Origin of the sequence: Rhodococcus sp. JVH1, from assembly GCF_000280725.2 — a bacterium.
Taxonomy (GTDB): domain Bacteria; phylum Actinomycetota; class Actinomycetes; order Mycobacteriales; family Mycobacteriaceae; genus Rhodococcus_F; species Rhodococcus_F jostii_A.
Window position 1 is genome coordinate 4,256,870 of sequence record NZ_CP166289.1, and the last position, 18,921, is coordinate 4,275,790.

Below are 18,921 nucleotides of genomic sequence, written 5' to 3' on the forward strand. Positions count from 1 at the left end.
TCGTAAGCCACGCACAGGCGCGTCAGCGCACTATGACGACGTCCAGCGTCCGGGGACCGTGGACGCCCTCGACGCGGTTGAGTTCGATGTCGCTGGTGGCGCTGGGGCCGCTGATGAACGTCAGCGGCTTGGTCGCGTCGAGGGTCTGGAAGGCCTGCGGCACGGTGTCGACGATCTGATCGGTGCGCACGATGCAGATGTGGTGATCCGGGACCAGGGTCAGTGCCCGCCGCCCCTGGCCGGTGCCGCCGTCGAGCACGATCGTCCCGGTGGCGGCGATCCCGAGGGTGCAACCGGTGACGACCACGTCGAGCGCGTCGAGTTCGAGCGTCGACAGTTCGGCGGGTGCCCCGTCGACGACGACGTCACGTCGCGGCCGCCACGACAGCGGCAGGTCCGGCGGGACGACGGCGCGCCCGCCGTCCGCGATCAGCCCGGTGACGACCTCGGCGACCGTGCTCTCGTCGGCGCGATGGACCTGCGCGCGGTAGTCGTCGACGGTGTGGGCGAAGAACTCGACGTCCCCGGGGCCCGACGCGGGCAGGCGGTGGTAGTCGCGGGGAACGGTTTCGGGGGCGGGTGCGTCGGCGAGCGCCGACCGGATCCGGGACAGGATCTCTTCGCGTGCGGTCATCGTGTCGTGTCCTCGTGAGTGCGGGCCCACCATTGTCGGAAGGTTTCCTTCGGCGGGGAGGGGAGGTCGCGGCTCGCGGTCCACTTGGACCCCGGGTACGGCAGCGACGTGATGCGTCCCTTCTTTCCGCCCAGCACCCGGCCGATCTTGGACGCCGTCTCGGCGGCGGCGAAGCGCTTCTCCGACCCCATCACGAAGCCGGCGGCCTTCATCGCGAGGTCCTGGCCGCCGGGAAGCCCGTGCCGCTCGGAGTCGACCTGCTCCGCGCGCAGGTGCACGAGAATGCTGGGGATGTCGATGCGTACCGGGCAGGCGTCGAAGCAGGCGCCGCACAGCGTCGAGGCGAACGGCAGCGACGCGTTCGGGTCGTCGTGGCCGGTGGTCCCGGTGAGTTGCGGGCTGAGGATCGCGCCGATCGGGCCCGGATACACCGACCCGTACGCGTGTCCGCCTGCCCGCTCGTAGACGGGGCACACGTTCAGGCAGGCGCTGCAGCGGATGCAGTGGAGTGCCGACCGCCCGACCTCGTCGGCCAGCACGTTGGTGCGACCGTTGTCGAGGAGGACGACGTGGAAGTCCTGCGGGCCGTCGCCGGGATGCACCCCGGTCCACATGGAGGTGTACGGGTTCATCCGCTCGGCGGTGGACGACCGCGGCAGCAGTTGCATGAACACCTCGAGGTCGGTGAACGTCGGGACCAGTTTCTCGATGCCCATGAGGGTGATGAGGGTGTCGGGGAGGGTGAGGCACATCCGCCCGTTGCCCTCCGACTCCACCACCGCGAGAGTCCCGGTTTCCGCGACCCCGAAGTTCGCGCCGCTGACTGCCACCTTCGCGGAGAGGAACTTCCGCCGAAGGTGTGCCCGCGCGGCCATCGCCAGCGCCCGGGGGTCGTCGGTGATGTCCTTGTCGATGCCCGGCATCGATTTCAGGAAGATCTCACGGATCTCGGCGCGGTTGCGGTGGATGGCGGGAACGAGGATGTGGCTCGGCTTGTCTTCGCCGAGTTGGACGATGAGTTCGGCGAGGTCGGTTTCGATCGCCGCGATCCCGTTCGCCTCGAGGTGCTCGTTGAGGCCCGTCTCCTGGGTGGCCATCGACTTGACCTTCACGACCTCGTCGGAGCCGGTGGCCTGCACGAGGTCGGTGATGATCCGGTTCGCCTCCTCCGAGTCGCGTGCCCAGTGGACGGTGCCGCCGCGGGCGGTGACGTTCTCCTCGAACTGCACGAGCAATTCGGGGAGCCGCGCCATCACGTCCGCCTTGAGGGCGCTCCCCGCCTGCCGCAGTTCCTCCCAGTCGTCGACCTCGGCGACCGCGGCGATGCGCTTGTTGCGGATGGTGGTGGTGGCCGCGCCGAGATTGGCGCGCAGTTGGGTGTCGGCGAGTGATTTCCGCGCCGCGTCGGGGAAAGATTCTGTGCCCCGGATGTTTCCGGTGCCCGCATGGAAGGTGGGCGAGCCGAGGAACGTGGTCATGCGTTGCTCCCGATCTTCTCGGTGCTCGCCAGGATCTCGGCGAGGTGGACGGTGCGGACCCCGCTGCGCAGCCGGGACAGTCCGCCGCCGATGTGCATCAGGCAGGACGAGTCGCCGGCGCTGCACACCTCGGCGCCCGTGCTCAGGACGTTGCCCATCTTGTCGGCGAGCATCGCGGTCGACGTCTCGGAGTTCTTCAGCGCGAACGTTCCGCCGAAGCCGCAACAGGATTCGGCCGCGGGGAGTTCGATCAGCGTCATCCCCCGCACCGCGCGAAGCAGTTGCAGCGGTTTGTCGGCGACGCGCAGCATCCGCAGCGAGTGGCATGTCGGGTGGTACGTCACCCGGTGCGGGTAGTAGGCGCCGACGTCGGTGACGCCGAGGACGTCGACGAGCAGTTCCGACAGTTCGTAGGTCCGGGACGCGACCTCCTCGGCGCGCGTCGCGAGTGATTCGTCCCCGTACCGGCGGGCGACCATCGCGTGCTGGTGCCGGACGGATCCGACGCAGGACCCGGACGGCGCGACCGCGACGTCCCAGGACGGTCCGCTCTCGAACGCTTCCACGTGGTGACGGACGAGTGGGAGCGCTTCGGCCTGGTAGCCGGTGTTGACGTGCATCTGCCCGCAGCACGTCTGCTTCGGCGGGAACACGACCTCGTGGCCGAGCCGCTCGAGCAGGCGGACCGTCGAGGTGACGGATTCGGGGAACAGGGCATCCGCCAGGCACGTGGCGAACAGGGCGATTCTCATCGGGTACTCCAACCGGGCTGGGCTGTGGTCTGACCACAGTAGCGCACTGTGGTCAGACCACACCAGGTAAACTTTCGTCGTGCGCACACACGAGGTCGTCCTGCATCGCATCGAGCAGGATCTGGCGGCAGGCAAACTCACCGTCGGCGGTCGTCTGCCCGCCGAGCGCGCACTCGCGGAGGAGCTGGGGGTCGGACGGTCGTCCGTCCGCGAGGCCATGCGCGTGCTCGAGGCCATGGGCATCGTCCGCACGGCCGTCGGGTCCGGACCGGACGCGGGCGCGATCGTGGCCGCCGACCCGGCCGCGTCCATCGGCGCAGCCATCCGACTGCACATGGCGACGCGCACGCTGCCCATCCACGACGTCGTCCAGACGCGCACACTGCTCGAGTCGTGGGCGGTGCAGGAAGCCGCCGGACAGGCCCCCGACCTCGACTTCTCGGCCATCGACACACTGCTCGACGCGATGGACGACGAGGACCTCTCACCCGAGGCGTTCCACCGGCTCGACGCCGACCTGCACGTCGCGATGGCCGGACTCGCGGGCAACGTCCTCGTCGAGGCGATGATGGTCTCGCTCCGCGACTCCATTCACGGCTACGTCATGCAGGCCGTTCCGCTCCTCGACGACTGGCCTGCCGTCGCGACCCACCTCCGCTGCGAGCACCGCGGCATCGTCGCCGCCCTCCGCGACGGGCACGGCGCCGAGGCCGCCGGCCTGGTGCGGGAGCACATCGAGGGCTTCTACGGGCGCTTCGCGCCCGTGCGTGCTCGAGGAGTCTCTGGACTCGTCAACCGCTCACGGGGCGGTACGCCCCCAGGATCTGCGCCTCGGCGTCTTCGAGGTAGGTCTTGAGTAGCTGACCTGCGGCTTCGGTGTTGCCGGCCGCCAGGGCGTCGTAGATCTCGTGATTGCGGGTGAGGTACGGGCCGTGGAATCGGTGGGCGTCGTCCATGACGTGGAAGACGAGCCGCGCCTCGTTCCACACGCTGCGCATCAGTTCGTCGATGCGATTGCTGTTGTTGAGGCTGGCGAGGGCGCTGTGGAAGTGGATGTCGGCGGTGCCGACTCCGGTCCAGTCTTCGACGGCGTACCGTTCGTCGGCCAGGTCGAGGGCCTCGGCGACGCGCGACAGGTCGCCGGTGGCGGGATCGAATCCGTTGACACCGGCGCATTCGACGACGCGCCGGCAGATGTACAGCTCGGTGATGTCCTCGGCGGTGGGCACGCGGACGAAGACGCCGCGGTTGAGTTCGTGCGCGACGAGCCGGTCTTCGATGAGGATCTGGAAGGCCTCGCGCACGGTGTTGCGGGAGACGTCGAGGGCGGCGCAGATGTCGGGTTCGGACAGTCGCGCGCCTGGTCGGAACGTTCCGTCGATGATCGCGTCCCGCAGAATGCCGGCGACCCGGGTGGTCCTGCTGGTGCGTTCGAGCAGGCCGCGGTGAGCGGCCAGGCGGGAATGCGCATCGCCGCGAAGGGCATTCGAGCTGGTCAAGTCCACTCCTCAGGTTTCGATCTCGACCGCAATCATAGTTGTGAGCTCGGTTCCGCGATGTCTTCCATGTTAAACGATCCTCTCAGGGTATTGCAGGATCGTTGAACGATTTGTACCGTGATGGGAGTTACACCGTTTCTTCCGGCAGTTACATCCCTTCTTCAGGCGAGGTGCCATGACCACAGATACACAGACCGAGGTCGCGCAGGCGCGCCCCTTCGACTGGTTCCGCACCCTCGGGCCGAAGGGAAAGAGAGCCTTCATCGGGGCGTTCGGCGGGTACGGACTGGATTCCTACGACTTCCAGGTCCTCCCGCTCGGCCTCGCGGCCATCGCCGCCTACTTCGGCCTCACCACCGGTCAGGCAGGCCTGCTGACGACGGTGACGCTGGTGGTGTCCGCGCTAGGCGGTGCCCTCGCCGGCATCCTCGTCGACAAGATCGGCCGGGTCCGCACCCTGCAGGTCACCGTCGCGACGTACACGATCTTCACGGTGCTGTGCGGCTTCGCGCAGAACTTCGAGACGCTGCTCGTCTTCCGCGCCTTCCAGGGCCTCGGCTTCGGCGGCGAGTGGGCGGCGGGTGCGATTCTCGTGGCCGAGTACGCCCGGGCCGAGTACCGGGGCCGGGCCGTGGCCTTCGTCCAAAGCGCGTGGGCAGTCGGCTGGGCGCTGGCGGTGATCGTCTACACCGTCGTCTTCCAGCTGTTCGACCCCGACGTCGCGTGGCGCGTGCTGTTCTTCACCGGTGTGCTGCCCGCCTTCCTCATCATCTGGGTTCGCCGGAATCTGAAGGACCCCGAGGTCGTCACGGAGCGCCGCGAGTCCGCGGGCAAGCAGACGGGCTCGTTCGCCGCGATCTTCCGCGGCGGACTGTTCCGCACCACCGTGCTCGCGTCGCTGCTCGCCACCGGTGTGCAGGGCGGCTACTACACGCTGGCGTCCTGGCTGCCCACATTCCTGAAGACCTCGCGCGGACTCGACGTCGTCGGCACCGGCGGGTACCTCGCCGTCCTGATCTCGGGTGCGTTCCTCGGTTACGTCAGCGGCGGCATCCTCACCGACAAGCTGGGCCGCAAGCGGACCATGCAGCTGTTCGCGTTCCTGTCGGCGATCTTCATGGTCGGCTACACCCAGGTGCCCGAGGGTGCGAACACGTTGATCCTGATCCTGGGCTTCCCCCTCGGCTTCTGCACGTCGGCGATCTTCAGCGGATTCGGATCGTTCCTGTCCGAGCTGTACCCGACGCAGTCCCGCGGCACGGGTCAGGGCTTCACCTACAACTTCGGCCGCGCGGTCGGTGCCGTGTTCCCCGCGGTCGTCGGTTTCCTGGCGGCCACCCAGCTGGGTATCGGCGGCGCGATGATCTTCGGTGCGCTCGGGTACGCCATCGCCGTCTTCGCCCTGTTCTTCCTCCCCGAGACCCGCGGGATCCAACTTGACTGACTCACCGGCCGACCTCCGCTCCGCGTTCCGTTCGGGACGTGTCACCCCGACCGCCGGTCTGGCGCCCGGATTCGCGCAGACGAACCTCATCGCCGTTCCGCAGGACTGGGCCTACGACGTTCTGCTGTTCACGCAGCGCAACCCCAAGCCGTGCCCTGTCCTCGACGTCGGCGACGTCGGCTCCCGCGAGACGGTGCTTGCCCCCGGCGCCGACATCACCACCGACCTGCCGCTGTACCGCGTGTGGAAGGACGGTGAACTGGCCGACGAGACCGCGGACGTGTCGGGGCTGTGGCGGGACGACCTCGTGGCGTTCCACATCGGATGCAGCTTCACGTTCGAGCACCCGGTGGCCGCCGCCGGGGTCCCGCTGCGGCACGTCGAGCAGGGCAGCAACGTCCCGATGTTCGTGACCAACCGTGAATGCAGGCCCGCGGGCCGGATGAGCGGACCGATGGTGGTGTCGATGCGGCCCGTTCCCGAACATCAGGTGTCGCTCGCGGCGGCGATCTCGGCGCGGATGCCCGCCGTCCACGGTGGACCCGTGCACATCGGCGATCCCGCGGAACTCGGCATCGCCGACGTCGCGGCCCCCGACTTCGGCGATCCGGTGAACTTCGAGCCCGGCGACGTGCCGGTGTTCTGGGCCTGCGGGGTCACCCCGCAGGCGGCGGTGATGGCGTCCCGGCTGCCGTTCGCGATCACCCATGCGCCCGGATACATGCTGATCACCGACATCCCGGACAGCGAGTACGTGCTGGAGGTTCCCGATGCGCGTTGATCTGAACTGCGACCTCGGTGAGGGCTTCGGGCAGTGGACCCTGGCGGACGACGAGGCCCTCCTCGACATCGTCACCAGCGCGAACATCGCGTGCGGGTTTCACGCGGGGGATCCGATGATCATCCGCCGGGCCTGCGAGGGCGCGGCCGTGCGCAACGTCGCGATCGGTGCGCACGTGGGTTTCCGGGATCTGGCCGGATTCGGCCGCCGGGAACTCGCGGTGTCGCCGGCGGACCTGTGCGACGAGACGCTGTACCAGATCGGCGCGCTCGCCGGGTTCGCGCGTGCCGCCGGATCTCGCGTGTCGTACGTCAAACCGCATGGTGCGCTCTACAATTCCGCCGCACTCGACTACGAGCGGGCCGAGGCGATCGCGTCGGCCATCGGCCGGTTCGCCGAACCGCTCGCGCTGATGGGCCCACCCGGCTCGCAGTTGCAGCGTGCGGCGGAAACCCACGGCATCGAGTTCGTCGCCGAGGGTTTCGCCGACCGCCGCTACACCGCCGCGGGCACGTTGACCCCGCGCTCGGTGACCGGCGCCGTCATCGACGATCCCGATGTCGCCGCCGCCCAGGCCGTGCGCATGGTGTCGAGCGGAACGGTGGAGTCGATGAACGGCGACGACGTCGCGGTGTCGGTGCGCAGCATCTGCGTCCACGGTGATTCGCCGGGGTCCGTACGCACGGCACGCCAGGTCCGGCACGCCCTGGAGAGTGCCGACGTCACGCTCGGGTCCTTCGCATGACCACCCCGAGCGCCGGCACCCGGATCCTTCCGGCGGGCAACCGGGCCCTCCTCGTCGAACTGGAGTCGGAACCCTTCGTGGTGTCGCTGACCGAACGCCTCCGCCGCACCCCGGTTCCCGGTGTGGAGGACGTGCTCCCCGCGGCGCGGACGGTGCTCGTGACCACGACTCCGCGCACCGACCTCGACGAGGTGCGCCGCGCGCTGCGGACGATGACCGTCGACCTCGAGGTGCACGAGGACAGCCGCGCAACCGATTCCGAGCCGGTCACCATCCCGGTCCGCTACGACGGCGCCGATCTCGCCGACGTCGCCGACCATCTGCGGTTGAGCCGCGAGGACGTGATCGCGGCGCACACCGCGGCCACCTGGCGCTGCGTGTTCATTGGATTCGCACCGGGTTTCGCCTACCTGAGTTGCGGCGACGACCGGCTCACCGTGCCACGGCGGGCGCAGTCCCGGACCGTGGTGCCCGCCGGGTCCGTGGCCCTCGCCGGTGGCTACGGTGCGGTGTATCCCCGGACCTCACCCGGCGGATGGCAGATCATCGGAACCACGGACTCCCCGATGTGGAACCTCGACGCGAACCCTCCGGCGCTGCTGCAGCCGGGGCAGCGCGTCCGATTCGTCGACGAGGAAACACTGTGAGTGAACTCGAAGTACTCGAAACGGGTCCGCTCAGCCTGATCCAGGACCTCGGCCGCCCCGGCTACCTGAGTTCGGGTGTGGGCGTGTCCGGCGCCGCCGACCGCGGATCCGCGAAGCTGGCCAATCGGCTGGTCGGGAACGACGAGAACAGCGCGTGCATCGAGGTGTTGATGGGCGGCCTCGCCCTCCGCACACGGGACGTGACCATCGTCGCCGTCACCGGTGCACCCGCGACGGCGCTGCTCGACGGAATCCCGATGGGCCACGCGAGCGTCGTCGTGATGCAACCGGGGCAGACGCTGCGCCTGCAGTACGCGCAGGTCGGCCTGCGCAGCTACGTCGGCATCCGAGGTGGCGTCGCAGTGCCGGACGTGCTCGGCTCCCGCAGCACCGACACCCTCTCCGGAATCGGCCCGGAAGCGTTGAAACCCAACGACGTTCTACTCGTCGGCACCGCGGCGACGAGCTTCCCGAACGTCGACGTCGCACCCGTCCCCCCGATGGAGGCGGGAACGCTGTCGGTGCGGGTCGTCGGCGGCCCCCGCGACGACTGGTTCACCAACCCCGAAGCATTGACCACAGGGGTGTGGGCCGTCTCCCCGGACACCGACCGCATCGGGGCGCGCCTGAACCGGCACGGCGACGCGCCGGCACTGGTGCGGACGTCCGAGGCCGAACTCCCGACCGAAGGTGTCGCGCTCGGCTCCATCCAGGTTCCGCCGAGCGGGCAGCCCGTCGTCTTCCTCGCGGACCATCCCATCTCGGGCGGTTATCCCGTCATCGGCGTCGTCGCGGACGAGGACATAGACCGGATCGCCCAGGCTCGACCAGGTCAACTGATTCGCTTCACCACTGCGTGATCGGCTTCGCTCCGATCCCACTACAGGAGATCACCCCATCGTCATGAACAGCATCGGCACGGAACTCGACACACCCTGGTCCCACGAGTTGTGGCGTAGCACGCTGCTCACGGAGCCGCATCGCCTCGACACCGCGGTCGCGCGCCACTACGCGTCCGCACTGCCGATCAGCTACGCCACCGAAACCGATCCGGCACAGGCGATCCGCGATGTCGCGGAGGTGGAGCGCCTCGGCGTCGAAAGTGTGGCGCTGACGTTCACCACCACCGAGGCGTCCGCACCGTACGAGAACCTCAAGATCTACGCGGTCGGGAAACCCGCACCGCTCAACGAGGTTCTGCCGATCCTGTCCAGCCTCGGCGTCAACGCGCTCGACGAACGTCCGGCCGCGCTGACCCGCCCGGACGGGCACCGTGCCTGGATCTACGACCTCACCGTCGATCTGGTCGCCGTGACGGACGGCCACGGAGTGACCCGGGACAGCCGGATCGCGGACGCGTTCCGGGCGGCGTGGACGGGTGAGACCGAGGTCGACGGGTTCAACGCGCTCGTCCTGCATGCCGGGCTGGGCTGGCGTCAGGTGACCGTCCTCCGCGCGTACTCCGCCTACCTGCGTCAGGCTGGGCTCCCGTACAGCCGCAGCAACGTCGAACGAGTCCTGCTGAGCAACAGTGCAATCACGCAACTTCTCGTCGAGTTCCACGCCCTTCGGCTCGACCCGGGTATCGAACGCGACGCCGCCGCGGAGGACGCGCTCGAGGGCCGCATCGTCGATGCGATCGACGCCGTCGCCGGGATCGACGCCGACCGGATCCTGCGGGCACTGCTGTCCCTGATCCGCGCGACCACCCGGACCACCTACTACGCCGATGACCGTCGGCCCGCGCGCGCTCTCGCGTTCAAGTTCGACTCTGCGTCGATCGACGAATTGCCGCTGCCCCGGCCGAAATACGAGGCCTACGTGTACTCGCCCCGGGTGGAGGGCGTGCACCTGCGATTCGACGACGTCGCCCGCGGCGGCATCCGGTGGTCGGATCGCCGCGACGACTTCCGCACCGAGATCCTCGGACTCGTCAAGGCGCAGGCGGTCAAGAACGCCGTCATCGTCCCCGCGGGAGCGAAGGGCGGCTTCGTCGTCAAGAACCCGCCCGCGCCGACCGGTGACGCCGCCGCCGACCGGGAGGCCACGGCGTCGGCGGGCATCTCCTGCTACCGCGAATTCATCTCGAGCCTCCTCGACATGACGGACAACCTCGACATCACGACCCGGCAGGTGATCGCGCCGGAGGGCATCGTCCGCCGCGACGGCGACGACACCTATCTCGTGGTCGCCGCAGACAAAGGGACAGCGGCGTTCTCGGACGTCGCCAACGCGATCGCGCTCGAGCGCGGATACTGGCTCGGCGACGGATTCGCGTCCGGCGGATCCGTCGGCTACGACCACAAGGCGATGGGCATCACCGCCCGCGGCGCGTGGGAAAGCGTCATGCAGCACTTCCGCGAGATGGGCGTCGACACGCGCACCGACGACTTCACCGTCGTCGGCATCGGCGACATGAGCGGCGACGTCTTCGGAAACGGGATGCTGCTCAGCCCGCACATCCGTCTGCTCGCCGCATTCGACCATCGGCACGTCTTCATCGACCCCGATCCCGACCCGCAGCGGTCGTGGGACGAGCGGGCACGCCTCTTCGCGCTCGGCAGGTCGAGCTGGAAGGACTACGACAAGGCGGTCCTCAGTGACGGCGCCATGATCGTCGACCGGTCCGCGAAGTCGGTTCGGCTGACACCGCAGGCCCGGCGCGTTCTCGGGATCGACGACGATCGGGTCCTCACCACCGTCGAACTGGTGCGGGCCGTCCTCGGCGCGCCCGCCGACCTGCTGTGGAACGGAGGGGTCGGCACCTACGTGAAGGCGACGACGGAGAGCCACGCGGACGTCGGCGACAAGTCGAACGACGCGGTCCGGCTCGACGCGCCCGAACTGCGGGTCCGGGTGGTCGGCGAAGGCGGCAACCTCGGGCTGACCCAGCTCGGGCGAATCGAATACGCGCGCAACGGCGGTCGCGTCAACACCGACGCGCTCGACAACTCGGCCGGCGTCGACTGCTCGGACCACGAGGTCAACATCAAGATCGCCCTGGCGGGCGCGACCGCCGACAACACCCTCACCGCGCAGGACCGGCGAGAGTTGCTGTCCGACATGACCGACGACGTCAGCAGGCTCGTCCTCGCCGACAACCGCAGCCAGAACGAGATGATGAGCCTGAACCGGGCGCAGGCCGGCACCCTCGTCAGCTTCCACTCCCGCATGGTCGACGACCTGGAACGACGCGGACACGTGGACCGCGCGATCGACGTGCTCCCGACGTCCGCGCAGTTCGGCGCGCTCGAACGTGAGCAGAAGGGGCTGACGAGCCCGGAGTTGGCGCAGCTCACCGCGCAGGTCAAGCGATTCATCAAGAGCGAGGTGTCGGGCACGACCCTCCCCGACAACGGGGTCTACGCCGGCCGGCTGCACAACTACTTCCCGCCGCGCCTCGGCCGCGAGTTCGCGCACACGGTCGCCGCGCATCCGCTGCGCCGGGAGATCGTCACGACGTCGGTCGTCAACGACATGGTCGACCGCGCGGGGATGACGTACGCCTTCCGCCTGCGCGAGGAGACGGGCGCCGACTCCGCGGAGGCGGTGAACGCCTTCACCGCGGTCGCCGAGATCTTCGACCTCGGAGCGACTTTCGAGCGGATCCGGGCGTCGGCCGACACCACACCGACGGCCGGCACGAACGCACTGACGGTGCAGACCCAGCGACTGATCGACCGCGCGTCGCGGTGGCTGACCACGCACCGGCCGCAACCGCTGCCGCTCGAGGCCACCATCGCCCGCTACCGTCCGGTCGTCCGCGACCTCGGGCCACGCGTGCGGGAATGGTTGCGGGGCGACGAGATCACCGCGGTGGAGCGGCGCACCGAGGCCCTCACATCGCGTGGGGCGGAGACCGGGCTGGCCGCGGACGTGGCGGACCTCCTGCACACGTACTGCCTCCTCGACATCGTGGACATCGCGGAGATCTCACAGCACAGTCCCGAGGACGTCGCCGAACTGTACTTCGCGCTGTCGGCGCACCTGCACATCAACACCGCGCTGACCGCCGTCACGGCGCTCCCCCGGCTGGACCGCTGGCACGCCCTCGCCCGCCTGGCCCTGCGCGACGACCTCTACAGCTCGCTGCGCGCCATCACCCTCGACGCGCTGTCCGTGAGCGAACCCGGCGAGGACGCGGCCGACAAGGTCGACCAGTGGGAACAGCACAACGCCGCCCGGCTCGCCCGCGCGCGGGCACTGCTGACGGAGATCGAGTCGGAGGTCGCCACCGAACCCACGCTGGCGCTGATCTCCGTCGCGGCCAGGCGGATCCGGGCGATGACGCGGTAGGCGCTTCGCGCCCGTGCGTGGTTAAGGAGTCTCAGGACTCGTTAACCACGCACAGGCCGCGGAGCGGCCTAGAGTACCTGGGACAGGAATTGCTGCAGCCGTTCGGTTTCGGGCTTGTCGAACAGCTGGTCCGGCTTCCCGGTCTCGACGACGGCGCCGTGATCCATGAACAGCACGGTGTCGGAGACCTCGCGGGCGAACCCCATTTCGTGGGTGACGACGACCATCGTCATGCCGCCCTTGGCGAGGTCGGCCATCAGCGCGAGGACGCCCTTCACCAGCTCGGGGTCGAGCGCCGAGGTGGCCTCGTCGAAGAACATCACCTCGGGCTTCATCGCGAGGGCGCGGGCGATCGCGACGCGCTGCTGCTGCCCGCCCGACAGGTTGCCGGGCCGGGAGTCGGCCTTGTTGGCGAGCCCGACGAGTTCGAGCTGTTCGAGCGCCAGCGACCGCGCCTCGTCCTTGGACATCCCTTTGAGCTTGCGGGGGCCGAGGGCGATGTTGTCGACGACGGTCTTGTGCGGGAACAGGTTGAAGTGCTGGAACACCATGCCGATGCGCTGCCGCAGCTTGTCCGGGTTGTCCTTCAGCACCGACTTGCCGTCGAGGAGGACGTCGCCCTGATCGGGTTCGTGCAGCCGGTTGAGGACCCGCAGCAGGGTGGACTTTCCGGAGCCGGACGGTCCGATCACGGTGACGGTGTCGCCCGCGTCGACGTGGAGGTCGACGCCGCGGAGCACCTTGTTGGTGCCGAATGCGAGATGCAGGTCGGTGCCAGTGAGAGAGACGGCCATCGCCTTATCCCCTTTCCACGACGATGGACTGTTCCACCGGGTCGAGCGTGCCGGACGTGTCGGCGCGGCCGGTGCGCAGACGGTTGTCGATGTAGTTGACGAGGTGGGTCAGCGGAATCGTCATCGCCAGGTAGAACAGGCCGGCGGCGACGAGCGGCGACAGGTTGCCGGTCTGGGCGTTGAGGTCGCGGCCGACGGCGAACAGTTCCCGCTGGCTGACGAGCAGGCCGAGGAAGTAGATCAGCGACGAGTCCTTGATGAGGGAGATGAACTGGTTCATCAGCGCGGGCAGCACCCGTCGCACACCCTGCGGGACGACGACGAGCGTCATCGACTTCCGGTAGCTGAAGCCGAGCGCCCGGGACGCTTCGAGCTGTCCGGGTTCGACGCTCTGGATGCCGGACCGGAAGATCTCACCGATGTATGCGGACGCGAGCAGTGACAGCGCGGCGGCACCGAGCCAGTACGGGTTGTTGCCGGTGAGTCCCTTGACGATGGGTCCGGCGCCGAGGCCGACGATGAGGATGATGACGACGGCGGGCAGTCCGCGGAACACGTCCGTGTAGATGCGGGCGGGCCAGCGGAGCCAGCGGGTGCGGGAGATCCCTGCCATCGCGAGCAGCATGCCGAGGACGGTGCCGACGACGCCCGACGCCAGCGCGAGGATCAACGTGTTCGGCAGACCGGTCTTGAGCAGATCGGGGAACGCCCGGGTGTAGAGGTCCCAGTTGAAGAACGTGTCCTTCAGCTGCTGGAGTGTCGACTTGGGCTCCGCGACGGGGGTTTCGGTCGTGTTCTGTGCGTTCTGGGCGGCGAGCGCGGCGAAGTCGGGCAGGTCGGGCACCGGTGCCGACTTGCTGCCGGGCTTCCAGCCCTCGGGCAGTTCGCGGGGCACCCAGTCGGAGTACAGCTGCGCCCAGGTGCCGTCGGCGATGACGGCGTCGAGCCCGGAGTTGAGGGCGTCGATGAGCGGCTGGTTCTCCTTGTTGACGGCCCAGCCCACGAAGTTGTTGACGCTGAAGGTGTTCTCGACGATCGACGTGGGATCGCCCGGCGCGATGGCACCCTCGGCCTGCTGCGACGGCGCCACCCAGGCGTCGATCTGCCCGGACTTCAGGTTCGCGTAGGCGGTGGCGTAGTCGGGGAACTTCACCGGGTTCAGCTTCAGCGTGTTCACGACGTAGTCGTCCTGGACGGTGCCCTGGACGACGCCGATCCGAGTGGTCTCGGTCAGGTCGTCGAAGCCCTGGATCGGACCGCCGTTGGGAACGACGAGGGAGAAGTAGCCGAAGTCGTAGCCGTTGGTGAAGCCGACGGTGTTGCGGCGCTCGTCCGTCGTCGTGATGGAGGAGGATCCGACGTCGAAGCGGCGCCCGGCCACCTGGGCGAGCAGTCCGGCGAACTCGGTGCCGACGAAGTCGACGCGCAGGCCCAGCTTGTCGGCAACGGCCTTCAGCAGTTCGTTGTCGTAACCGGTGAACTGGTTCTCCGAGTTCACGCAGATGCTCGGCGGCGCGTCGGACAGCGTGCCGACGGTGAGCACGCCGGGGGTGATGAGGTTCAGCTTCGACGCGTCGATCTGGTCGACCGGGGTGGTCGACGGCGTCGTGTAGCGGTCCTCGGCCGCGGCGCCTGCGGCGGCGAGGTTGGTCGGGGCGGCGGTGGCCGCGCCCACGCCGGGTGGCGAACACAGATCCTGCGGTGCCGCCCCGGACGTTTCCCCGTCACTCGAACACGACGACAGGGTCAGCGCCAGCAGGGCGGTGAGCAGTAGCGCCACCACCACACGGATCTTCGCTCCGACGGAAGAAAACATGGTGAGCAGCGTAACCCTGGCAGTCGGTATTTCCGGGGTCGGAGGACGTCGGGGGCGACGCCCGTCACTCTCCTTGTTTGTCATACAAACAAAGTCGAGTTATTGTTTGTCATACAAACAAGTAGGAGCAGTCATGGTGCCGCAGACGGGCCGAGCAGCGCGAGCCACCCGGGAGTCCGGTCGTCAGACCCGCGACGCCCTGTTCACCGCCGCCACCGAACTGTTTCTCGAGCATGGCGAGGGCGTTCCGATCACGCAGATCTGCGCCGCCGCCGGGGCGCACCCCAACCAGGTCACCTATTACTACGGTTCCAAGGAACGACTCTTCGTCGAGGTCGCGTGTGCTGCCGTGCTGCGCGCCGGCAAGCGGGCCGAGGACGACGCGGCCACCGCGGAGACCGTCGGCGACTACACGGAGAAACTCGTCGGCTCCCTGCTCGGACCCGGCGCCCCCAGCGTCGAACTCTTCACGTCGGCGATGCTGATGACGGGACGTCGCAGCGAACTGCGCGATCTCATCACCGACACCCTCCGCACTCTGCACTCGTCGGGCGAGGTCGCGCTGATCCGCACCCTGATGCGAACCGGGTGGCAACTGCGCGCCGGCATCGACGTCGAATCGAAGGCGTTCTGGTCGGCGATCTTCGGACTGGTGATCCAGAAGACCGCCACCGGTGAGAGCTTCGGCTACTCGCTCGAGGAGGCCGTCGCCGTCATCTTCGCGAACCTGCAGATCCCCGAGGCCGTCCGCAACACCTCCATCGACTGAACTTCTCTTCTCCAAGGAGCGCGATGAACATCGTTCGCGTATTCGACAGCAACGTCCGGAAGACGCCCGACAAGGCGTTTCTCCATTTCCAGGGCCGCGACCATACGTATGGTTCCGTGCAGGACGGTAGCCGCCGGGCCGCCGCCCTGCTGCGGACACTGGGGGTCGAGCACGGCGACCGCGTCGCTCTCATGTGCTTCAACACCCCCGGATTCGTCTACGCGATGCTCGGCGCCTGGCGCATCGGCGCGGTGGTGGTGCCGGTCAACCACAAGATGCAGGCACCCGAGGTCGACTACATCCTGCGGCACGCGCGGGTGAAGGTGTGCGTCTTCGACGGCGAACTCGCACCCGTGATCGAGCGGCTCGAGACGCCGGTGCAGCTGCTGTCCACCGACACCGCCGTGGCGGGCCACACCTTCTTCGACGACGCGATCGCGGACCTGGACGGCATCGACGGCATCGACCTCGACGAGAACGACCCCGCGGAAATCCTCTACACGTCCGGCACCACCGGCGCGCCCAAGGGCTGCGTGCACAGCCACCGCAACGTCGTGCTCGTGGCGACTACGGCGGCCCTCGGTCTGTCGATCACCCGCGACGAGCGACTACTGATGGCCGTCCCGATCTGGCACGCGTCGCCGCTCAACAACTGGCTGATGGCGACGCTCTACATGGGCGGCACCGTCGTGCTCGTCCGCGAGTACCACCCCGTCCACTTCCTGGAAGCGGTACAGCAGCAACGCATCACGCTGTGCTTCGGTCCGCCGGTCATCTACACCACGGCATTGAATGCGGTGCCGGACTTCGCCGACTACGACCTGTCCAGCGTCCGTGCCTGGCTCTACGGCGGCGGCCCGATCGGCGCCGACGTGGCGCGCCGACTCGTCGAGTCGTACCGGACCACCCGCTTCTACCAGGTGTACGGGATGACGGAGACGGGTCCCGTCGGGGCCGTCCTCTACCCGGAGGAACAGCTCGCGAAGGCCGGTTCGATCGGCCGGGCGGCGCTCGCCGGCGTCGATATGCGCCTGGCCGGCCCCGACGGCGCCGACGTGCCCGCCGGGGAGATCGGCGAGATCTGGCTACGCACCGAGACCGTGATGCAGGGCTACCTCGACGATCCCGCCGCCACCGCAGCCGTGTTCGCCGACGGCGGCTGGTACCGCACAGGCGATCTCGCACGCAAGGACGACGACGGCTACCTCTTCATCGTCGACCGGGCGAAAGACATGATCATCACCGGCGGCGAGAACGTCTATTCCAAGGAAGTCGAGGACGCCATCTCCGGCCATCCCGACGTCGTGGACGTCGCGGTGGTGGGCCGGCCGCACCCCGAGTGGGGTGAGACCGTCGTCGCGCACGTCGTGTGGCGCGAACCGGACGTCGTGGGTGCCGACGACATCCGCGACTACCTGTCGGACAAGCTGGCGCGCTACAAGATTCCCCGCGACTACGTGTTCGTCACCGTGCTGCCCCGCACCCCCACCGGCAAGATCCAGAAGCACCTGATCCGCTCCGCGAGCTGACTCACGAAAGACACTGCCATGACTACTTTTTCCGAAACGAACGTCACCCATCCCGCACCCCACCGGACGCACACCGTGCTCAACCAGTCGGTGCCCCGCACCGACGTCAACGAGTTCACCCTCGACACGGTGCTGTCCGAGGGGGTTCGCCGCCACGATGCCGACTGGGCCACCGGCGAACTCACCGACATCGGCGCACTCGTCGGCAGCGCCACATTCCAGCACGACGCCGAACTCGCCAACACGATCATTCCCGAACTGAAGACGTTCGACCGCTGGGGCAACCGGATCGACGAGGTCGAATACCACCCCGCGTATCACCGGATCATCTCCGCGGCCGTCGCGCACGGGGCGCACACGTCGGCCTGGGCCGACCCGAAGCCCGGCGCGAACGTTGCGCGCGCAGCGGCATTCATGATGTTCGCGCAGATCGAGCCCGGACACTCCTGCCCGATCTCGATGACCAACGCCGTCATCCCCTCCCTCGACCTGCAACCCGACGTCGCCGCGATCTGGAAGCCGCGCGCACTGTCCCGCAGCTACACCCCCGAACTCGACGCACCCGGCAAGGCGTCCGCGATCTTCGGCATGTCCATGACGGAGAAGCAGGGCGGCTCCGACGTCCGGGCCAACACCACCGTCGCGAAACCCGCCGGACGCGGCGGCCCCGGCGCCGACTACCTGCTGACCGGGCACAAGTGGTTCTGCTCCGCCCCGATGTCCGATGCGTTCCTCGTCCTCGCACAGGCGGAAGGTGCAGGTGGCGACGGGCTCTCGTGCTTCCTGCTGCCCCGCATCCTCCCGGACGGCACCCGCAACGTCTTCCGCATCCAGCGGCTGAAGAACAAGCTGGGCAACAAGTCCAACGCGTCGTCCGAGATCGAACTCGACGGCACCGTCGGCGTCATGGTCGGCGAACCGGGGCGCGGCGTCCGCACCATCATCGAGATGGTCGCACGCACCCGCCTCGACTGCGTGCTCGGCAGCACCGCGGGCATGCGGCAGTCCGTCGCGGAGGCGGTGTGGCACGCCCGGCACCGCTCGGCGTTCGGGAAGGTCCTGGCCGATCAGCCGGCGATGACGTCGGTGCTGGCCGACCTGGCGCTGGAGTCGGAGGCGGCCACCGTCACCGCCCTGCGCCTCGCCCGCGCCCACGACGAGGACGCGAGCGAGCAGGAACGCAGCTTCCGTCGGCTCGCGACCGCGGTCGCGAAGTACTGGATCTGCAAGCGCGGCCCGCACCACGCGTACGAGGCACTGGAATGCCTGGGCGGCAACGGGTACACCGAGGACTTCCCGCTCGCCCGCCGCTACCGGGAGCAGCCCGTCATGGCCGTGTGGGAGGGGTCGGGCAACGTCATCGCCCTCGACGTCCTGCGCGCGATGACCCGCGAACCCGACAGCGTCGCCGCATTCGATGCCGAGGTGAACCTGGCTCGCGGCAGCAACGCGGTGCTGGACGAGCACCTCGACCGGGTCCGTCGTCAGCTCGGCGAACTCGCCACCGAGGACTCGGCCCGCGCACAGTTGCGCGCCCGCACCGTCGTCGAATCGATGGCCCTCGCACTTCAGGCGTCGCTACTGACCCGCTTCTCACCAGCCGCCGTCGCCGACGCCTTCATCGATGCCCGCCTGGGCCCGGACCGTACTCACGAATACGGCACCCTCTCCACGTCCGCCGACCTCGGGTCCATCCTCGGTCGGGCGTAGGCGGCTCCGCCGCCCGTGCGTGGTTGA

The 18,921-nt window shown here is 68.6% G+C and carries 16 protein-coding genes; 10 read left to right on the top strand and 6 right to left on the bottom strand.

Annotation, left to right across the window (positions count from 1 at the left end):
• Nucleotides 1-22 precede the first annotated feature (22 nt).
• From JVH1_RS19620 to JVH1_RS19630, 3 genes are read right to left on the bottom strand one after another with little or no spacing between them, the layout of a single operon-like run.
• Nucleotides 23-634 carry a lactate utilization protein C gene (locus JVH1_RS19620; protein ID WP_043780151.1) on the bottom strand — a complete coding sequence of 204 codons (612 nt, stop codon included), beginning with the start codon at nucleotides 632-634 and terminating at the stop codon, nucleotides 23-25.
• Nucleotides 631-2,112, bottom strand: coding sequence for a LutB/LldF family L-lactate oxidation iron-sulfur protein (locus JVH1_RS19625; protein WP_009476480.1), 1,482 nt, complete (start codon nucleotides 2,110-2,112; stop codon nucleotides 631-633). The genes JVH1_RS19620 and JVH1_RS19625 overlap by 4 nt, the downstream gene beginning before the upstream one ends.
• Nucleotides 2,109-2,864 (bottom strand): (Fe-S)-binding protein, encoded by a 756-nt coding sequence (locus tag JVH1_RS19630; protein ID WP_009476479.1) that lies wholly within the window; start codon nucleotides 2,862-2,864, stop codon nucleotides 2,109-2,111. Before JVH1_RS19630 ends, JVH1_RS19625 begins: the two co-directional genes overlap by 4 nt.
• A gap of 79 nt (nucleotides 2,865-2,943) precedes the next feature.
• Here JVH1_RS19630 and JVH1_RS19635 point away from each other — a divergent pair, with 79 nt between their 5' ends.
• Nucleotides 2,944-3,720: a FadR/GntR family transcriptional regulator gene (locus JVH1_RS19635; RefSeq protein ID WP_009476478.1), complete on the top strand. Its 777-nt coding sequence runs from the start codon at nucleotides 2,944-2,946 to the stop codon at nucleotides 3,718-3,720.
• Here the strand turns inward: JVH1_RS19635 and JVH1_RS19640 are convergent.
• Nucleotides 3,656-4,369, bottom strand: a complete 714-nt coding sequence (locus tag JVH1_RS19640) for a GntR family transcriptional regulator (protein ID WP_016884833.1) — start codon at nucleotides 4,367-4,369, stop codon at nucleotides 3,656-3,658. The genes JVH1_RS19635 and JVH1_RS19640 overlap by 65 nt on opposite strands.
• 169 nt (nucleotides 4,370-4,538) lie before the next feature.
• Between JVH1_RS19640 and JVH1_RS19645 the strand changes: the two genes are divergently transcribed.
• Genes JVH1_RS19645 through JVH1_RS19670 form a run of 6 tightly spaced genes read left to right on the top strand, consistent with a single transcriptional unit; the run spans nucleotide 4,539 to nucleotide 12,276 of the window.
• A complete protein-coding gene (locus JVH1_RS19645; RefSeq protein WP_009476476.1) occupies nucleotides 4,539-5,807 on the top strand; it encodes an MFS transporter in 1,269 nt (422 codons plus the stop codon).
• Nucleotides 5,800-6,588 carry a putative hydro-lyase gene (locus JVH1_RS19650; protein WP_009476475.1) on the top strand — a complete coding sequence of 263 codons (789 nt, stop codon included), beginning with the start codon at nucleotides 5,800-5,802 and terminating at the stop codon, nucleotides 6,586-6,588. The genes JVH1_RS19645 and JVH1_RS19650 overlap by 8 nt, the downstream gene beginning before the upstream one ends.
• The gene (locus JVH1_RS19655) at nucleotides 6,578-7,333 is read left to right on the top strand and encodes a LamB/YcsF family protein (RefSeq protein WP_009476474.1); all 756 of its coding nucleotides are present in this window, start codon (nucleotides 6,578-6,580) and stop codon (nucleotides 7,331-7,333) included. Before JVH1_RS19650 ends, JVH1_RS19655 begins: the two co-directional genes overlap by 11 nt.
• A complete protein-coding gene (locus tag JVH1_RS19660; protein WP_009476473.1) occupies nucleotides 7,330-7,980 on the top strand; it encodes an allophanate hydrolase subunit 1 in 651 nt (216 codons plus the stop codon). Before JVH1_RS19655 ends, JVH1_RS19660 begins: the two co-directional genes overlap by 4 nt.
• Nucleotides 7,977-8,840 (top strand): biotin-dependent carboxyltransferase family protein, encoded by an 864-nt coding sequence (locus tag JVH1_RS19665; RefSeq protein WP_009476472.1) that lies wholly within the window; start codon nucleotides 7,977-7,979, stop codon nucleotides 8,838-8,840. Before JVH1_RS19660 ends, JVH1_RS19665 begins: the two co-directional genes overlap by 4 nt.
• Nucleotides 8,841-8,883: 43 nt before the next feature.
• Nucleotides 8,884-12,276, top strand: a complete 3,393-nt coding sequence (locus JVH1_RS19670) for an NAD-glutamate dehydrogenase domain-containing protein (RefSeq protein WP_009476471.1) — start codon at nucleotides 8,884-8,886, stop codon at nucleotides 12,274-12,276.
• A 68-nt stretch (nucleotides 12,277-12,344) separates the two neighbouring features.
• Here the strand turns inward: JVH1_RS19670 and JVH1_RS19675 are convergent, their stop codons facing one another.
• Together JVH1_RS19675 and JVH1_RS19680 are read right to left on the bottom strand one after the other, a co-directional pair.
• Nucleotides 12,345-13,070, bottom strand: a complete 726-nt coding sequence (locus tag JVH1_RS19675) for an amino acid ABC transporter ATP-binding protein (protein ID WP_005249317.1) — start codon at nucleotides 13,068-13,070, stop codon at nucleotides 12,345-12,347.
• 4 nt (nucleotides 13,071-13,074) lie between these two features.
• Nucleotides 13,075-14,886 carry an ABC transporter substrate-binding protein/permease gene (locus JVH1_RS19680; RefSeq protein WP_009476470.1) on the bottom strand — a complete coding sequence of 604 codons (1,812 nt, stop codon included), beginning with the start codon at nucleotides 14,884-14,886 and terminating at the stop codon, nucleotides 13,075-13,077.
• A 133-nt stretch (nucleotides 14,887-15,019) separates the two neighbouring features.
• Here JVH1_RS19680 and JVH1_RS19685 point away from each other — a divergent pair, with 133 nt between their 5' ends.
• From JVH1_RS19685 to JVH1_RS19695, 3 genes are read left to right on the top strand one after another with little or no spacing between them, the layout of a single operon-like run.
• Entirely contained in the window at nucleotides 15,020-15,655 is a 636-nt protein-coding gene (locus JVH1_RS19685) for a TetR/AcrR family transcriptional regulator C-terminal domain-containing protein (RefSeq protein WP_009476469.1), read from the top strand.
• A gap of 23 nt (nucleotides 15,656-15,678) precedes the next feature.
• Nucleotides 15,679-17,184, top strand: a complete 1,506-nt coding sequence (locus tag JVH1_RS19690) for a class I adenylate-forming enzyme family protein (protein WP_009476468.1) — start codon at nucleotides 15,679-15,681, stop codon at nucleotides 17,182-17,184.
• A gap of 18 nt (nucleotides 17,185-17,202) precedes the next feature.
• Entirely contained in the window at nucleotides 17,203-18,894 is a 1,692-nt protein-coding gene (locus JVH1_RS19695) for an acyl-CoA dehydrogenase family protein (RefSeq protein WP_009476467.1), read from the top strand.
• The last annotated feature ends 27 nt before the right edge of the window (nucleotides 18,895-18,921 follow it).